13 protein-coding genes are annotated in these 13,481 nt (G+C 73.1%); 4 read left to right on the plus strand and 9 right to left on the minus strand.

Annotation, left to right across the window (positions count from 1 at the left end; translation table 11 throughout):
* Positions 1–47 precede the first annotated feature (47 nt).
* The 5 genes from ACF3NS_RS10015 to ACF3NS_RS10035 are packed head-to-tail and all read right to left on the minus strand — an operon-like array spanning position 48 to position 7,672.
* Positions 48–3,284 carry a response regulator gene (locus ACF3NS_RS10015; RefSeq protein WP_392465843.1) on the minus strand — a complete coding sequence of 1,079 codons (3,237 nt, stop codon included), beginning with the start codon at positions 3,282–3,284 and terminating at the stop codon, positions 48–50.
* Positions 3,285–3,294: 10 nt separating this feature from the next.
* Positions 3,295–3,864: a potassium-transporting ATPase subunit KdpC gene (gene kdpC, locus ACF3NS_RS10020; protein WP_392465844.1), complete on the minus strand. Its 570-nt coding sequence runs from the start codon at positions 3,862–3,864 to the stop codon at positions 3,295–3,297.
* 5 nt (positions 3,865–3,869) lie between these two features.
* The gene (gene kdpB / locus ACF3NS_RS10025) at positions 3,870–5,936 is read right to left on the minus strand and encodes a potassium-transporting ATPase subunit KdpB (RefSeq protein WP_288798008.1); all 2,067 of its coding nucleotides are present in this window, start codon (positions 5,934–5,936) and stop codon (positions 3,870–3,872) included.
* Complete coding sequence (gene kdpA / locus ACF3NS_RS10030) at positions 5,933–7,570, minus strand: potassium-transporting ATPase subunit KdpA (RefSeq protein ID WP_288798009.1); 1,638 nt, start codon at positions 7,568–7,570, stop codon at positions 5,933–5,935. Before kdpA ends, kdpB begins: the two co-directional genes overlap by 4 nt.
* 6 nt (positions 7,571–7,576) lie before the next feature.
* On the minus strand, positions 7,577–7,672 hold the full coding sequence (locus tag ACF3NS_RS10035) for a potassium-transporting ATPase subunit F (protein WP_154593361.1): 96 nt from the start codon (positions 7,670–7,672) through the stop codon (positions 7,577–7,579).
* Positions 7,673–7,830: 158 nt separating this feature from the next.
* Between ACF3NS_RS10035 and rimO the strand changes: the two genes are divergently transcribed.
* The 4 genes from rimO to ACF3NS_RS10055 all read left to right on the plus strand — a co-directional run bounded on the left by rimO (position 7,831) and on the right by ACF3NS_RS10055 (position 11,084).
* Positions 7,831–9,432, plus strand: coding sequence for a 30S ribosomal protein S12 methylthiotransferase RimO (rimO, locus tag ACF3NS_RS10040; RefSeq protein ID WP_392465847.1), 1,602 nt, complete (start codon positions 7,831–7,833; stop codon positions 9,430–9,432).
* Positions 9,429–10,037 (plus strand): CDP-diacylglycerol--glycerol-3-phosphate 3-phosphatidyltransferase, encoded by a 609-nt coding sequence (gene pgsA / locus ACF3NS_RS10045; protein WP_392465849.1) that lies wholly within the window; start codon positions 9,429–9,431, stop codon positions 10,035–10,037. The genes rimO and pgsA overlap by 4 nt, the downstream gene beginning before the upstream one ends.
* Positions 10,034–10,534, plus strand: coding sequence for a CinA family protein (locus ACF3NS_RS10050; protein ID WP_392465851.1), 501 nt, complete (start codon positions 10,034–10,036; stop codon positions 10,532–10,534). Before pgsA ends, ACF3NS_RS10050 begins: the two co-directional genes overlap by 4 nt.
* A gap of 232 nt (positions 10,535–10,766) precedes the next feature.
* Positions 10,767–11,084: a helix-turn-helix domain-containing protein gene (locus tag ACF3NS_RS10055; RefSeq protein WP_154593360.1), complete on the plus strand. Its 318-nt coding sequence runs from the start codon at positions 10,767–10,769 to the stop codon at positions 11,082–11,084.
* 23 nt (positions 11,085–11,107) lie between these two features.
* On the opposite strand, the gene ACF3NS_RS10060 is transcribed toward ACF3NS_RS10055, so the two are convergent.
* The 4 genes from ACF3NS_RS10060 to ACF3NS_RS10075 are packed head-to-tail and all read right to left on the minus strand — an operon-like array spanning position 11,108 to position 13,455.
* Complete coding sequence (locus tag ACF3NS_RS10060; RefSeq protein WP_392465853.1) at positions 11,108–11,974, minus strand: DNA-formamidopyrimidine glycosylase family protein; 867 nt, start codon at positions 11,972–11,974, stop codon at positions 11,108–11,110.
* A gap of 54 nt (positions 11,975–12,028) precedes the next feature.
* On the minus strand, positions 12,029–12,430 hold the full coding sequence (locus tag ACF3NS_RS10065) for a VOC family protein (RefSeq protein ID WP_288799283.1): 402 nt from the start codon (positions 12,428–12,430) through the stop codon (positions 12,029–12,031).
* A 45-nt stretch (positions 12,431–12,475) separates the two neighbouring features.
* Positions 12,476–12,877: a VOC family protein gene (locus tag ACF3NS_RS10070; RefSeq protein ID WP_288799284.1), complete on the minus strand. Its 402-nt coding sequence runs from the start codon at positions 12,875–12,877 to the stop codon at positions 12,476–12,478.
* Positions 12,878–12,927: 50 nt separating this feature from the next.
* Entirely contained in the window at positions 12,928–13,455 is a 528-nt protein-coding gene (locus ACF3NS_RS10075; RefSeq protein WP_392465854.1) for a DUF488 family protein, read from the minus strand.
* Positions 13,456–13,481: the final 26 nt, after the last annotated feature.

A 13,481-nucleotide genomic window follows, 5' to 3' on the forward strand; every position in this document is an offset into this window, starting at 1 on the left:
GCAGGTGCGGCCCCCCTCGCGCCCGGTCCCGGGGCGGGCGGCGCAGGTCACACCTGGAGCCGGTAGCCGATGCCGGGCTCGGTGAGCAGGTGGCGGGGGTGGGTCGGGTCGGGCTCGAGCTTGCGGCGCAGCTGGTTGGCGTAGACCCGCAGGTAGTTGGACTCGCGCCCGTAGGCGGGCCCCCATACGGCCTGCAGCAGCTGGCGCCCGGGGACGACGACGTCGCGGTGCCGGGCCAGCTCGGCGAGCAGGCGCCACTCGGTGGGGGTGAGGTGCACGTCGACCCCGTCGCGGGTGGCGCGGAAGGTCGCGAAGTCCAGGGTGAAGTCGGCCGTGCGCACGGGGGCGGGGGTGCTCTCCCCGGGCTCGGCGGGGGAGCCGGAGGTGGCGCGGCGCAGCGCGACCCGCACCCGGGCGAGCAGCTCGTCCATCCCGAAGGGCTTGGTGACGTAGTCGTCGGCGCCCTCGTCGAGCGCCTCGACCTTGTCGTCGGACTCGCGCCGGGCCGACAGCACGATCACCGGGACCGCCGAGGTGCGTCGCAGCCGGCGCAGCACCTCCACCCCGTCCAGGTCGGGCAGGCCTAGGTCGAGCAGGAGGAGGTCGGGCTGGTCCTCGTGCGCCACCTGCAGCGCGGTTCGCCCGTCGTGGGCGACGAGCACCTCGTAGCCGCGGGCCCGCAGGTTGATCCGCAGGGTCCGCACGATGACGCCGTCGTCCTCCACGACCAGGATCCGCGCCGGGCGGTCGCTCATGCCCTCACCCTCCCCTTCCTCCTCGCCGGTGATCTCGACCGTATGCCGTGACCCGGCAGCCGGCAGGGTCACCACCATCGTCAGCCCACCACCGGGCGTGTCGTCGGCCTCAAGGGTCCCGTGCATCGCCTCGGTGAGGCCGCGGGCGATCGCCAGCCCCAGGCCGACGCCCTCGGCCCGTTGGTCGCTGTAGCGCTGGAAGGGCAGGAACATCCGCTCCCGGGTCGCGTCGTCGGCGCCCGGGCCGCTGTCGGCGACGCGCAGGACGACCTGGTGGCCGTCGGCGCGGGCCGACACGGTCACCGGGCAGCCGCCGCCGTGCCGCAGGGCGTTCTCGACGAGGTTGCCGAGGACGCGCTCGAGCAAGCCGGGGTCGACGTGCGCCTCGGCCTCGCAGTCGTCGACCTGGACCAGCTCGGGGCGGCTGACGGTGGCGACGGCGCCGGCGACCACGGGGCCGACGGCGCAGTCGCGGGGGTGCACGGCCAGGGCGCCGGTCTGGATCCGGGACATGTCGAGCAGGTTGCCGATCAGCGCGTCCAGCCGGTCGGTGCCGTCCTCGATGGCCTCGAGCAGCTCGGCCTCGTCCTCGGGGCTGAACTCCACGTCGGTGGAGCGCAGGCCGGTGACGGCCGCCTTGATGCCGGCGAGGGGGGTGCGCAGGTCGTGGGAGACCGCCGACAGCAGGGCGGTGCGGGCACGGTTGTCCCGGGCCAGGTCGTCCGCGGTGCGCGCCGAGCGGCGCAGGGCGCGCCGGGTGAGGATCGCCCCGGCGTGGGCGGCGAAGGCGGCCAGCAGCCGGGAGTCCCGCGCCGCGACCGGCCGCCCGACCAGGACCAGCCGGTGGTCTTCGTCCACCGGCTCGACGGTCTTGGTGCGGTCGGCCGCCTCGCCCAGGTCGCCGGCCTGCTCGAGGACGCGCCAGGGGGCGTCCTCGCCCTCGCCGTCCCGGTGCTCGATGGCGGCGCCCTCGGCATGGAACATGTCGCGCGCCCGGTCGAGCAGCAGCCCGAGCTGGTCGGTGGCGCCGAGCAGCGAGTGGGAGAGCTCGACCAGCACGGCCGACTCGTGCCGAGCCGCCAGGGCCTGGGCGGTCCGGCGGACGCTGGTGTGCACGATCGCGGACACCAGCAGCGCTACCGCGACGAAGACGAGCAGCGCGGCCAGGCTCTGCGGGTCGGAGATGGTCAGGGTGCGCACCGGCGGGGTGAAGAACCAGTTGATCAGCAGGGAGGAGGAGACGGCCGCGACCAGCGCAGGCCAGAGGCCGCCCACGGCCGCGACCACGACGGTGAGGAGCAGGTAGAGCAGCACCTGCAGGGGCAGGCCCCCCGCGAGGGGAAAGAAGCTGAGCAGCCCCAGGAGGACCAGCGGGGCCACGACCGCGAGCACCCAGCCGAGGCGCACCCGGCCGGCGGAGAGCCCGGGGCCGAGGTCCACCCGGCGGATGGCGGCGCGGTGATGGGTGGTCATCAGGACGTCGATGTCCCCGGAGCCGTCCACCACCGACTCCCCGACGCCCGGGGAGAGCAGCCGGCGCCACAGCGGTCGTCGGCTGGTGCCGAGGACGATCTGGGTCGCGTTGATGGCGCGGGCCAGCTCGAGGATGGCCTCGGCGGTGTCCTCGCCGCTGACGACGTGGAAGGTCCCGCCGAGGGACTCGGTGAGCCGGCGCTGCTCGGCGACCGCCGGCAGCGGGGCCCCGCCCAGCCCGTCGGCCCGGTCGACGTAGACCGCGTGCAGCTCGCCCCCGGCGCCCCGGGAGGCGATCCGCGCGCCGGTGCGCAGCAGTGTGCTGCCCTCGTCGCCACCGGTGAGGGCCACGAGGACCCGCTCCCGGGTGGCCCAGGTGTCCTGGATGCCCTGCTCCCGTCGATAGGTGGTGAGCCGCTCGTCGACGCGGTCCGCCAGCCAGAGCAGGGCCAGCTCGCGCAGGGCGGCGAGGTTGCCGGGTCGGAAGTAGTTGGCCAGGGCGGCGTCGACCTTCTCCCGCTTGTAGACGTTGCCGTGTGCGAGCCGGCGGCGCAGCGCCTCGGGGGTCATGTCGACCAGCTCGATCTGGTCCGCAGCCCGCACGACGTGGTCGGGGACGGTCTCGCGCTGGCGGACGCCGGTGATCCCCGCGACCGCGTCGTTGAGCGACTCCAGGTGCTGGATGTTGACCGTGGTGATCACGCCGATGCCCGCGTCGAGGATCTCCTTGACGTCTTGCCAGCGCTTCTCGTGGCGGCTGCCGGGGACGTTGGTGTGGGCGAGCTCGTCGACGAGGACCAGCACGGGGCGGCGCGCCAGAATCGCGTCGACGTCCATCTCGGCCATCCGGCTGCCGCGGTGCTCCACCTCGACGCGGGGGATCACCTCCAGGTCGCCCACCATGTGCGCGGTGTAGGGGCGGTCGTGGGTCTCGACCACCCCCACCACCACGTCGGTACCGCGGTCCCGGCGGCGCACCCCCTCGCCGAGCATGGCGACGGTCTTGCCGACACCGGGTGCGGCACCGAGGTAGACGCGCAGGGATCCACGAGGCATGGGCTGATTCTTATCCCTTGGCGAGGTCGGCGAGCGCGAGGTTGAGCTCGACCGTGTTGACCCGGTCCTGGCCGAGGAAGCCCAGGGCGGGGTGCTCGACGTGCTGCTCGACGAGCGCGCGCACGCGGCCCTCGTCCAGCCCGCGGGCCCGGGCGACCCGGGCGACCTGCCAGCGCGCGTAGGCCGGGCTGATGTGCGGGTCCAGGCCGCTGCCGGACATGGTGAGCGCGTCGGCGGGCACCGGGCCGGTCGCGTCCGGGTTGGCCCGGGTCAGAGCCTCGCGGCGCTCGGCGACCGCCGCGCGCTGGTCGGGCTGGGTCATGCCGAGGTTGGAGCCGCCGCTGGTGGCGCCGTCGTGGTCGGTGGCCGAGGGGCGAGCGGCGAACCACTCGGGCCCGACCTCCTGGCCGAGCAGCGAGGAGCCCACGACCCGGCCGTCGTGGGTGACCCGCGACCCGTCAGCCTGCCCGGGCAGGGCCCGGGCCGCCCCGGTGACCGCGAAGGGGTAGAGCAATCCGGTGAGGACGGTGAGGGCCAGCAGCATGAGGGCGCCGGCGCGCAGGTGACGAAGGAAGGTCATGGGGATCACGCCAGTCCGGGGAGGTGGGAGACGACCAGGTCGATGAGCTTGATGCCGATGAAGGGGGCGACGACGCCACCGACCCCGTAGACCAGCAGGTTGCGGCGCAGCAGCTGCGACGCGTTGAGCGGCCGGTAGGCGACGCCCTTGAGGGACAGCGGGATCAGCGCCACGATGATCAGCGCGTTGAAGATCACCGCGGAGAGCATCGCCGACTCGGGGCTGGCGAGCCGCATGACGTTGAGGCGGTCCAGGCCGGGGAAGACGGTCACGAACATCGCCGGGATGATCGCGAAGTACTTGGCGACGTCGTTGGCGATGGAGAAGGTCGTCAGCGCCCCGCGCGTGATCAGCAGCTGCTTGCCGATGCCCACGACGTCGATCAGCTTGGTCGGGTCGGAGTCCAGGTCGACCATGTTGCCGGCCTCCTTGGCCGCCGACGTCCCGGTGTTCATCGCCACGCCCACGTCCGCCTGCGCCAGCGCGGGGGCGTCGTTGGTGCCGTCGCCAGTCATCGCGACCAGCCGGCCGCCCTCCTGCTCCTTGCGGATCAGGGCGAGCTTGTCCTCGGGGGTGGCCTCGGCGAGGAAGTCGTCGACGCCGGCCTCCTCGGCGATCGCGCGGGCGGTGAGCGGGTTGTCCCCGGTGATCATCACCGTGCGGATGCCCATCGCCCGCAGCTGGGCGAAGCGCTCCGCCATACCGGGCTTGACGACGTCCTTGAGGTGCACGACGCCGAGCTCGACGGGAGGCTGGCCGGGACGGCGGACGGCCACCGTCAGCGGGGTACCGCCGGCCGCGGCAATGCCGTCGGCGAGGACGACCGCCTCGGACTCCTCGCGGCCGCCGTTGTCCTTGACCCACGCGGCCACCGCGCCGCCCGCACCCTTGCGCACCTCGGTGCCGTCGGGCAGGTCCACGCCCGACATGCGGGTCTGGGCGGTGAAGGGGACGACCACGGCGCCCTCCCGGGCGAGGTCCTCCGAGGAGCGCACCGCGCCCGCCGGGAGCGACTCCAGGGCCAGGTCGATGATCGAGCGTCCCTCGGGGGTCTCGTCGGCGATGGAGGACAGGTATGTCGCCTCGGTGAGTTCCTCCACCGACACGCCCGCCACCGGCAGGAACTCGCTCGCGCGACGGTTGCCGAAGGTGATGGTGCCGGTCTTGTCCAGCAGCAGCGTGGACACGTCGCCGGCGGCCTCCACGGCGCGGCCGGACATGGCCAGGACGTTGCGCTGGACGAGCCGGTCCATGCCGGCGATGCCGATGGCCGACAGGAGCGCTCCGATCGTGGTGGGGATGAGGCACACCAGCAGTGCGACCAGCACGATCAGGCTGGGCCGGGCGCCGCTCCACGCCGCGATCGGGGCGATGGCGCTCACCGCCAGCAGGAAGATCAGGGTCAACGTGGTGAGCAGGATGTCCAGGGCGATCTCGTTGGGCGTCTTCTGCCGGGCGGCGCCCTCGACGAGGGAGATCATCCGGTCGATGAAGCTCTCGCCCGGCTTGGTCGTGATCTTGACCACGATCCGGTCCGACAGGACGGTCGTGCCACCGGTCACGGCGCACCGGTCGCCACCGGACTCGCGGATCACGGGGGCGGACTCGCCGGTGATCGCGGACTCGTCGACCGTGGCGACGCCCTCGACCACGTCGCCGTCGCCGGGGATGACCTGACCGGCCTCGACGACGACCAGGTCGCCGATCGCCAGCTCCGCGCCGGGGACCTCCTCCTCGGAGCCGTCGGCGCGCAGCCGCCGGGCCCGCGCCTCGACCTTGGCCTTGCGCAGCGAGTCGGCCTGGGCCCTGCCCCGGCCCTCGGCGACGGCCTCGGCCAGGTTGGCGAAGACGATGGTCGCCCACAGCCACAGCGCCACGCTGACGGAAAAGACCGAGGGGTGCACCACGGCCAGGACCGTGGTGACGACCGCGCTCACCCAGACGACGAAGATGACCGGGGTGTGCACGGCGTGCCGCGGGTCCAGCTTGGCAAGGGCCTGGGGCAGGGCCGCCGCGGCGGTGCTCCACAGCGGCCGGCTCTGCTCGCGGTGGGCGTGGGTGGTGGCGCTCATGACAGGGCCTCCGCGAGGGGTCCGAGGGCGAGGGAGGGGAAGAAGGTGAGACCGGCCAGGACGATGGTGATCGCGACCAGCAGGCCCGCGAAGACCGGCGTGTGGGTCGGCATGGTGCCGTCGGTGACCGGGCGACGGCGCTGCTCGGCGAGCGAGCCCGCGAGCGCCAGCGCCAGCACGATCGGGACGAAGCGGCCGAGGAACATGCAGGCGGCCAGCATGAGGTTGAGCAGCGGCTGGTCGGCCGACAGCCCGGCGAAGGCGGAGCCGTTGTTGTTGGACGCCGACGTGAAGGCGTAGAGCATCTCCGACAGGCCGTGGGGCCCGACGTTGAGCAGCGCGTCCCGCGAGACGGGCACCGACAGGGCGATCGCGGTGCCCGCGAGCACCAGGGCCGGCATCGCGATGACGTAGAGCGCCGCGCAGGTGATCTCGCGGCGGCCGATCTGCTTGCCGAGGATCTCCGGGGTGCGGCCCACCATCAGGCCGGCGATGAAGACCGTGATGATCGCCAGGATCAGCGCGGAGTAGAGCCCGGTGCCCACGCCGCCGGGGGAGACCTCGCCCAGCATCATGTTGAGCATGAGCATCCCGCCGCCGAGGGCGCTGTAGGAGTCGTGCATCGAGTTGACCGCACCCGTGGAGGTGCCCGTGGTCGCGGTCCCGAAGAGCACGGAGCCGATGAGGCCGAAGCGCATCTCCTTGCCCTCCAGGGCGCCGGTGGCACCGGTGGCGGCGGCCCGCTCGGCGGCATAGGCCGCGGCCAGGCCGAGCGACCACAGCGAGGCCATGAGCACCAGCACGACGTGGCCCTGACGACGGTCCCGGACCAGCATCCCGTAGGTCCACGGCAGCGAGAAGGGGATGCACAGCACCAGGAAGGCCTCCACCAGGTTGGTGAACGCGTTGGGGTTCTCGAAGGGGTGGGCGCTGTTGGCGTTGAAGAAGCCGCCGCCGTTGGTGCCGAGCAGCTTGATGACCTCCTGGGAGGCCACCGGGCCGCCCTGGACGGTCTGGCGCGCCCCCGTGACCGTGGTGATCTCGGTGGGGCTGGCGAGGTTCTGCACCACGCCGCCCGCGATCAGGACCAGCGCCCCGAGCACCGCGATGGGCAGCAGGATCCGCACCGTGCCCCGGACCAGGTCCACCCAGAGGCTCCCCAGCCGCCAGGTGCGCTCGCGGGCCAGGCCGCGCACGAGCGCGACGGCGACGGCCATGCCGACCGCGGCGGAGACGAAGTTCTGCACCGTCAGGCCGGCCATCTGCACCAGGTGCCCGGTGCCGACCTCCCCGGCATAGGACTGCCAGTTGGTGTTGGTGGTGAAGGACACCGCGGTGTTGAGGCCGGTGTGCCAGCTCATGCCCTCACGGCCGGCGCGCAGCGGCAGCCACCGCTGGGCCGTGATCAGCGCCCACAGCCCGAGGACCGAGGCGACGGAGAAGCCCATCACGGACAGGGCGTAGGAGCGCCAGGTCTGCTCGCCGTCCGGGTTGACGCCCGCGGCGCGGTAGAGCACGCGCTCCACCCACAGGTGGCGGGTCGACGTGTAGACCCGGGCCATCCAGGTCCCGAGGGGCACGTGGACGATCGCCAGCAGCGCGACGAGCGCCAGGACGGTCAGGAGGTCACCCACGATGGGTCACCGGCCTTCGGGCCGCAGCAGGGCCACCAGGAGGTAGACGGCGAGAGAGGCGGCGACGAGGCCGACGAGGATGTCTTCGATCACGGGCGCCACTCCAGCACCGGGCGCCTGCCCGACCGGGCCGTTTGACGGCTGGTTGACGGGTCTTGACGCCTTCTTGACGCGCCTCCGGCGGCCCCGGCCGCACGGTCGGGCCGGGGGGCCGGTGCAGGCATGAGGGCGATCGCCCCGGTGGCATCTAGGGTTGTCCCATGACCGCTGACCCCGAGACCGACCTGCACGCTCCGAGGACCGTGGCCGTCGTGACGCTGGGGTGTGCCCGCAACGAGGTGGACTCCGAGGAGTTGGCGGGCCGGCTCGCCGACGGAGGCTGGCGGCTCGTCGACGACGCGGCCGACGCCGACGTCGCGGTGGTCAACACCTGCGGCTTTGTCGAGCAGGCCAAGAAGGACTCCATCGACGCCCTGCTCGAGGCCTCCGACCTCAAGGAGCACGGGCGCACCCAGAAGGTCGTGGCCGTGGGCTGCCTCGCCGAGCGCTACGGCAAGGAGCTGGCCGACCAGCTGCCCGAGGCCGACGCGGTGCTGGGCTTCGACTCCTACACCGACATGAGCTCGCACCTGCGCGCCATCCTCGCGGGGAGCACCCCCGAGGCGCATGTGCCGGGCGACCGGCGCCGCCTGCTGCCGCTGTCCCCGGCCGACCGCCAGGCCGCCTCGACCGGCGTGGCGCTGCCGGGGCACGGGGCCGCTGTCGACGCCCTGCCCGACGCGGGCGTGGCGCAGGTGCCCGACCTGCCGGCCGGCGTCGCCCCGGACAGCGGGCCCCGGGTCGTGCGCCGCCGGCTCGACGGGCGCCCCTGGGCCCCCCTCAAGATCGCCTCCGGGTGCGACCGGCGGTGCGCCTTCTGCGCGATCCCGGCCTTTCGCGGGTCGTTCGTGTCGCGCCGCCCCGCCGACGTGCTGGCCGAGGCGCGCTGGCTCGTCGACCAGGGCGTCCGCGAGGTCTTCCTCGTGTCGGAGAACTCCACGTCCTACGGCAAGGACCTCGGCGACCTGCGGCTGCTCGAGTCGCTCGTCGAGTCGCTCGGCGAGATCGAGGGGCTGCCCCGCATCCGCGTGTCCTACCTCCAGCCCGCCGAGATCCGTCCGGGTCTGATCGAGACGCTGCTGCGCGTGCCGACCGTCGTCCCCTACTTCGACATCTCCTTCCAGCACGCGAGCGAGCCGGTGCTGCGCCGGATGCGGCGGTTCGGGTCGACCGAGGCCTTCCTGAGGCTCGTCGAGCAGATCCGGGCGATCCGGCCGGACGCCGGCATCCGGTCCAACGTCATCGTGGGCTTTCCCGGCGAGACCGACGACGACGTGGCCGAGCTCGAACGCTTCCTCGCAGCGGCCCGGCTCGACGTCGTGGGCGTCTTCGGCTACTCCGACGAGGACGGCACCGAGGCCGAGGGTTACGCCGACAAGGTCGACGAGGACGTCGTGGCAGAGCGGGTGGCCCGCGTGCAGGCGCTCGTGGACGAGCTGATGGCCCAGCGGGCCGATGAGCGGGTGGGGTCGGTCGTCGAGGTGCTGGTCGAGTCCGTCGAGCAGGCTGAGGCTAAGGATGAGGTCGGGGGTTCGGGTGGTGCCGTCGAGGTCGTCGGGCGCTCGCCCTTCCAGGGGCCCGACGTCGACGGCGTGACCCTGCTCTCGTATGCCGACGGCGCGCCCCTGCCTCGCGTGGGCGACCTCGTGCGCGCGACCGTCGTGGCGAGCGAGGGCGTCGACCTGGTGGCCGAGCCGCTCGCGGAGACGACGGCCGAGACCCTGACCGAGACCGCTGAGCCGCAGCCGGGGGCCGCGTCGTGAGCGCACCCGTGACGCCCGGGGGACGCGCCCCGCAGCGGCACGTCAGCAATTGGAACATCGCCAACGCGCTGACGATGCTGCGGATCCTGCTCGTCCCCGTGTTCGTGTGGTTGCTCATGCGTCAGGGCGGGCTGGACGCGAGCGACCGGTGGTGGGCCTGGGGCGTCTTCGTCCTCGCCTCGGTCACCGACAAGATCGACGGGGACCTCGCACGCTCGCGCGGCCTGATCACCGACTTCGGCAAGCTCGCCGACCCGATCGCCGACAAGGCCCTCATGGGCGCCGGCCTGATCTGTCTGTCGCTGATCGGCGACCTCTGGTGGTGGGTGACGGTCGTCATCCTCGTGCGCGAGCTGGGGATCACGCTGCTGCGCTTCGTCGTGATCCGTTACGGCGTGATGGCGGCGAGTCGTGGCGGCAAGCTCAAGACCATGCTGCAGGCCATCGCCCTCGGCATGTACGTCCTGCCCGGCAACGACCTGTGGCACTGGGCGTGCGCCCTCGTCATGGCCACCGCGCTGGTCGTCACCGTCGTGACCGGCGTCGACTACCTCCTCGCAGCGCACCGGTTGCGGCGGGACGCGCGTCCCGGCGGCGGGGCGTGACGGCGGGCGGGACGGCATACGGCTCGGACAGGTCCGACCTGGCGAGCCGCCTGGTGGCGCGGCTGGCCGAGCGCGGTCTGACCGTGGCGACCGCCGAGTCGCTGACCGGGGGGCTCGTCGTGGCTGACCTGGTGAGCGTCCCGGGCGCGAGTGCGGTCGTGCGCGGCGGGGTCGTGGCATACGCCTATGACGTCAAGGCCGAGGTGCTCGGGGTCGAGGCTGCCCTGCTGGCGGCCCGCGGCGCGGTCAACGACGAGGTCGCCCGGCAGCTGGCCGAGGGGGCCCGGCGGGTGTGCCGCGCCGACGTCGGTCTCGCGACGACCGGCGTCGCGGGTCCGGACCCGGCGGACGGCGAGCCGGTCGGGACGGTCTACGTCGCTGTGGCGGACGCGTCCGGCTGCCGGGCGTGGAGGCTCACGCTGGCGGGGGACCGCGCGGCGATCCGGGCGGCGAGCGTGCAGGCGGTGCTGGCGCGCGCCCTGGAAGGTCTGGGCTGATCCCAGCGTTGTGCAGAGGGCGCACAGCCCCCTCCCTCCGGATCGTGAGCCTTTGGTCGGACCTCCTTGGCGCCGACCCTCGCGATCTGCAGGGGGGAGATCGGGGGGAGGCGGGACACGCGGGCCGGGCTGCGCCGACCGAGGGGTGGTCCGCATGGCAGGAGGGCCGCCGTGGGGCTGGCGCGCTATCGTGGGCCACGCACGTGCGTGCTGGCCGAGAAGGGAGCGAGGGATGACCCTGCTGCGTCGTGAGCTGGGCCAGGTACTGCGCGACCGCCGGCGCACCCTCGGTCGCACGCTCCGGGACGTGTCCGCGTCCGCCAAGGTCTCCCTCGGCTACCTGTCCGAGGTCGAGCGTGGCGAGAAGGAAGCGTCCTCGGAGCTCATCTCCTCGATCTGTGCGGCGTTGGACGTGCCCCTGTCGACCGTCCTCGGGGACGTGTCCACCCGGGTCGCCGCCTCCGAGCGGATGTCGGCACCCGTCCCGCTCCCGGTGTCCGCAGAGCGCGAGCTCGCGCCAGCCTCCACCTCCGCACGCTCGGCCGCGTGAGCTGCGGCACCTGAGCTGCCGTCTCAGCCGTTGCGGCTCGGCCCGCTTCGCCCCTCGCCGAGCGGACGCTGGCGTCGCCCGTCGTCGTCGGGCCCGAGCCCGCCCTGGCAGACCGGGCAGTAGAACATCGCCCGGTCCTGCGGCGCCTCCCCGATCCGCGAGAGCCGCACCGGGCCGCCGCAGCGTCGGCAGGGGAGGCCGCTGCGACCGTGCACCAGCATCTCCTGACCCGGAGCGAGCGAACCGGTCGACGTCGACTGGCGCAGCACCTTGCTGGCGTCGACCAACGCCTGGACCCGCGTGACGATGGACCGCAGGCGCGCCGCGTCGAGCTCGGCGACGGGTGTCCATGGCCACACGCGCTCCAGGTGCAGCACCTCCGCGTCCCACATCGTGCCGACCCCCGCCAGGTTGCGCTGGTCCAGGAGCGCGGCGCCGATCTCGCGGTCGGGGCGGCGCTGCAGGTTGGCGACGGCCACCTCCGGGTCCCAGTCGGGACCGAGCAGGTCCGGGCCGAGGTGCCCGACGAGGCGCCCCTCGTCAGCAGTCCGGACGAGGTCGATCATCCCGAGCGTGGTGCCGATGGCCGTCGCGGTCTCGCAGCCCACGACCGCGCGCACGTCCGGGTCGCGCAGCTGCCGCAGCGTGAGCCTCGCCGGGTCGTGGGTGCGCCAGGACCCGTCCATCCGCAGGTGCGAGTGGAGGGTCAGCCCGTCGTCGAGCCGGTGCAGGATGTGCTTGCCGCGCGGTACGACCTCCACCGTCGTGCGTCCGCGCAGGTCGGCGGTGGCCAGCGATGGCCAGCGCAGGTCGCAGTCGGTGACCACGCGCCCCGCGAGCGCCCGGTGGAGGCGCCGGGCGGTGCGCCATACGGCATCTCCCTCGGGCATGGACCGATCCTGGCACGACCGGCCGTATGCCGGGAGCCTGGCGTCTTTCGGGGCTCAGGCCTGCGGCTGGAAGCCGATCAGCCAGGGCAGGCCGAAGCGGTCGACGACCTGCCCGTCCCAGTCGCCCCAGGGGCGAGCCTGCAGGTCGTCCACGACGGTGCCGCCCTCGCTCAGCTCGGCGAACCAGCGCCGCGAGGTGTCGGCGTCAGCCGCCCCGAGGAGGGCCAGCATCAGCCCGGCCGTGCGGACGGTCTGCTGGCCGTCGGTGCCGTCCGCGCCGAAGACCGTGACCTGGCCGGTCAGCTGGCCGTGCCCGATGGCGTCGAGCGGTTCGTCGGTGCGCCGCAGGTCCCCTCGGGTGTGCAGGCTCAGCTCGCCGCCGAAGATCCGCTGGTAGGTGCTGAGGGCGTCTCGGGTGGTGCCGGGGAAGATGACGTACGGTGCGGGGGCGCTCATGTGGACACTGTACACACGTCATCCAGTCCTGGCTTCCTGCACCGATCAGCCCTGGACGAGGCAGAAGGGGTGGCCGGCCGGGTCCAGGTAGACGCGGAAGCTGCCCTCCTCGGACGGCTGGTGCTCGTGCACCCGGCCGCCCAGCTCGAGGATTCGTGGCTCTGCAGCATCGATGGCGGGGACGCTCAGGTCCAGGTGGAACTGCTGCGGATGGGCGCCGCCGGGCCAGGTGGGCGCGACGTAGTCATCGATGCGCTGGAAGGCCAGCGTCGCGCGCCCGTCCGGGTTGTCTTTGGAGACTCCACCGCCCGGCGGGACGAGATTGACCCACGCACGGTCGGCGCCCTCCTCCAGCTCGTAGCCGAGCAGGGCGCCGTAGAAGCGGCCCAGCTCGAGCGCGTCGGGACAGTCCAGGACGACGAGGTCAAGCTTTGGAGTGATAGCCATGAGGGGACCGTAGCGGCGGTTGCGGACGACTGGCGTCCGCTTGCTCACGGTCAGTCGGGGGTCTCCGGGGGATAGGTGATGGAGGATCCCTCGACCTGGGCGAAGGCGGTGAGCTTGTGCTCGCGGGCCTGGTGAGGACCCACGATGTCCACGACCCGCACGCCGCGGACCAGCAGGGCGTCGCCCACCAGCGAGCGGTGGCACCGCCAGGGCACGGCCTCGGCGCACATGATCGCCGTCCGAGGCCGGGCGGCCAGGTCCACGAGCTCGTCCACGGCCGCGCGGAACGCCGGGGTCTGCATGTAGTCGGCGTAGCCCCGGAAGGAGGTGTTGCGCCAGGCACCGTTGATCGAGTCCGGCGCGGTCTTGCGCAGGCCGCCCAGCTCCTTGAGGTAGACGTAGCGGACACCGTGCTCCGGGAGCGAGGTCCGCAGAGCCTCCTGGGAGTACTGCGGGTTGTGTCGCGAGCCCGGCACCGTGCGGATGTCGACGAGCTGGGTGATCTCGTGCTCGCGCAGCAGCCCGATGAGCTCCTCGAGCGGGCGTGTCGAGTGCCCGATCGTCCAGACCGTCGTCATCCTCCGAGCTCCTTCGGTGTCAGCGG

Source organism: Arsenicicoccus cauae, from assembly GCF_043162025.1.
GTDB classification, from domain to species: domain Bacteria; phylum Actinomycetota; class Actinomycetes; order Actinomycetales; family Dermatophilaceae; genus Arsenicicoccus; species Arsenicicoccus cauae.

Bases quoted from the DNA above. Each gene is read 5' to 3' on its own strand.
- ACF3NS_RS10070 (WP_288799284.1), bottom strand. From the start codon at position 12,877: ATGGCTATCACTCCAAAGCTTGACCTCGTCGTCCTGGACTGTCCCGAC.
- ACF3NS_RS10075 (WP_392465854.1), bottom strand. From the start codon at position 13,455: ATGACGACGGTCTGGACGATCGGGCACTCGACACGCCCGCTCGAGGAG.
- ACF3NS_RS10060 (WP_392465853.1), bottom strand. From the start codon at position 11,974: ATGCCCGAGGGAGATGCCGTATGGCGCACCGCCCGGCGCCTCCACCGG.
- ACF3NS_RS10055 (WP_154593360.1), top strand. From the start codon at position 10,767: ATGACCCTGCTGCGTCGTGAGCTGGGCCAGGTACTGCGCGACCGCCGG.
- rimO (WP_392465847.1), top strand. From the start codon at position 7,831: ATGACCGCTGACCCCGAGACCGACCTGCACGCTCCGAGGACCGTGGCC.
- ACF3NS_RS10015 (WP_392465843.1), bottom strand. From the start codon at position 3,284: ATGCCTCGTGGATCCCTGCGCGTCTACCTCGGTGCCGCACCCGGTGTC.
- kdpC (WP_392465844.1), bottom strand. From the start codon at position 3,864: ATGACCTTCCTTCGTCACCTGCGCGCCGGCGCCCTCATGCTGCTGGCC.
- kdpB (WP_288798008.1), bottom strand. From the start codon at position 5,936: ATGAGCGCCACCACCCACGCCCACCGCGAGCAGAGCCGGCCGCTGTGG.
- ACF3NS_RS10065 (WP_288799283.1), bottom strand. From the start codon at position 12,430: ATGAGCGCCCCCGCACCGTACGTCATCTTCCCCGGCACCACCCGAGAC.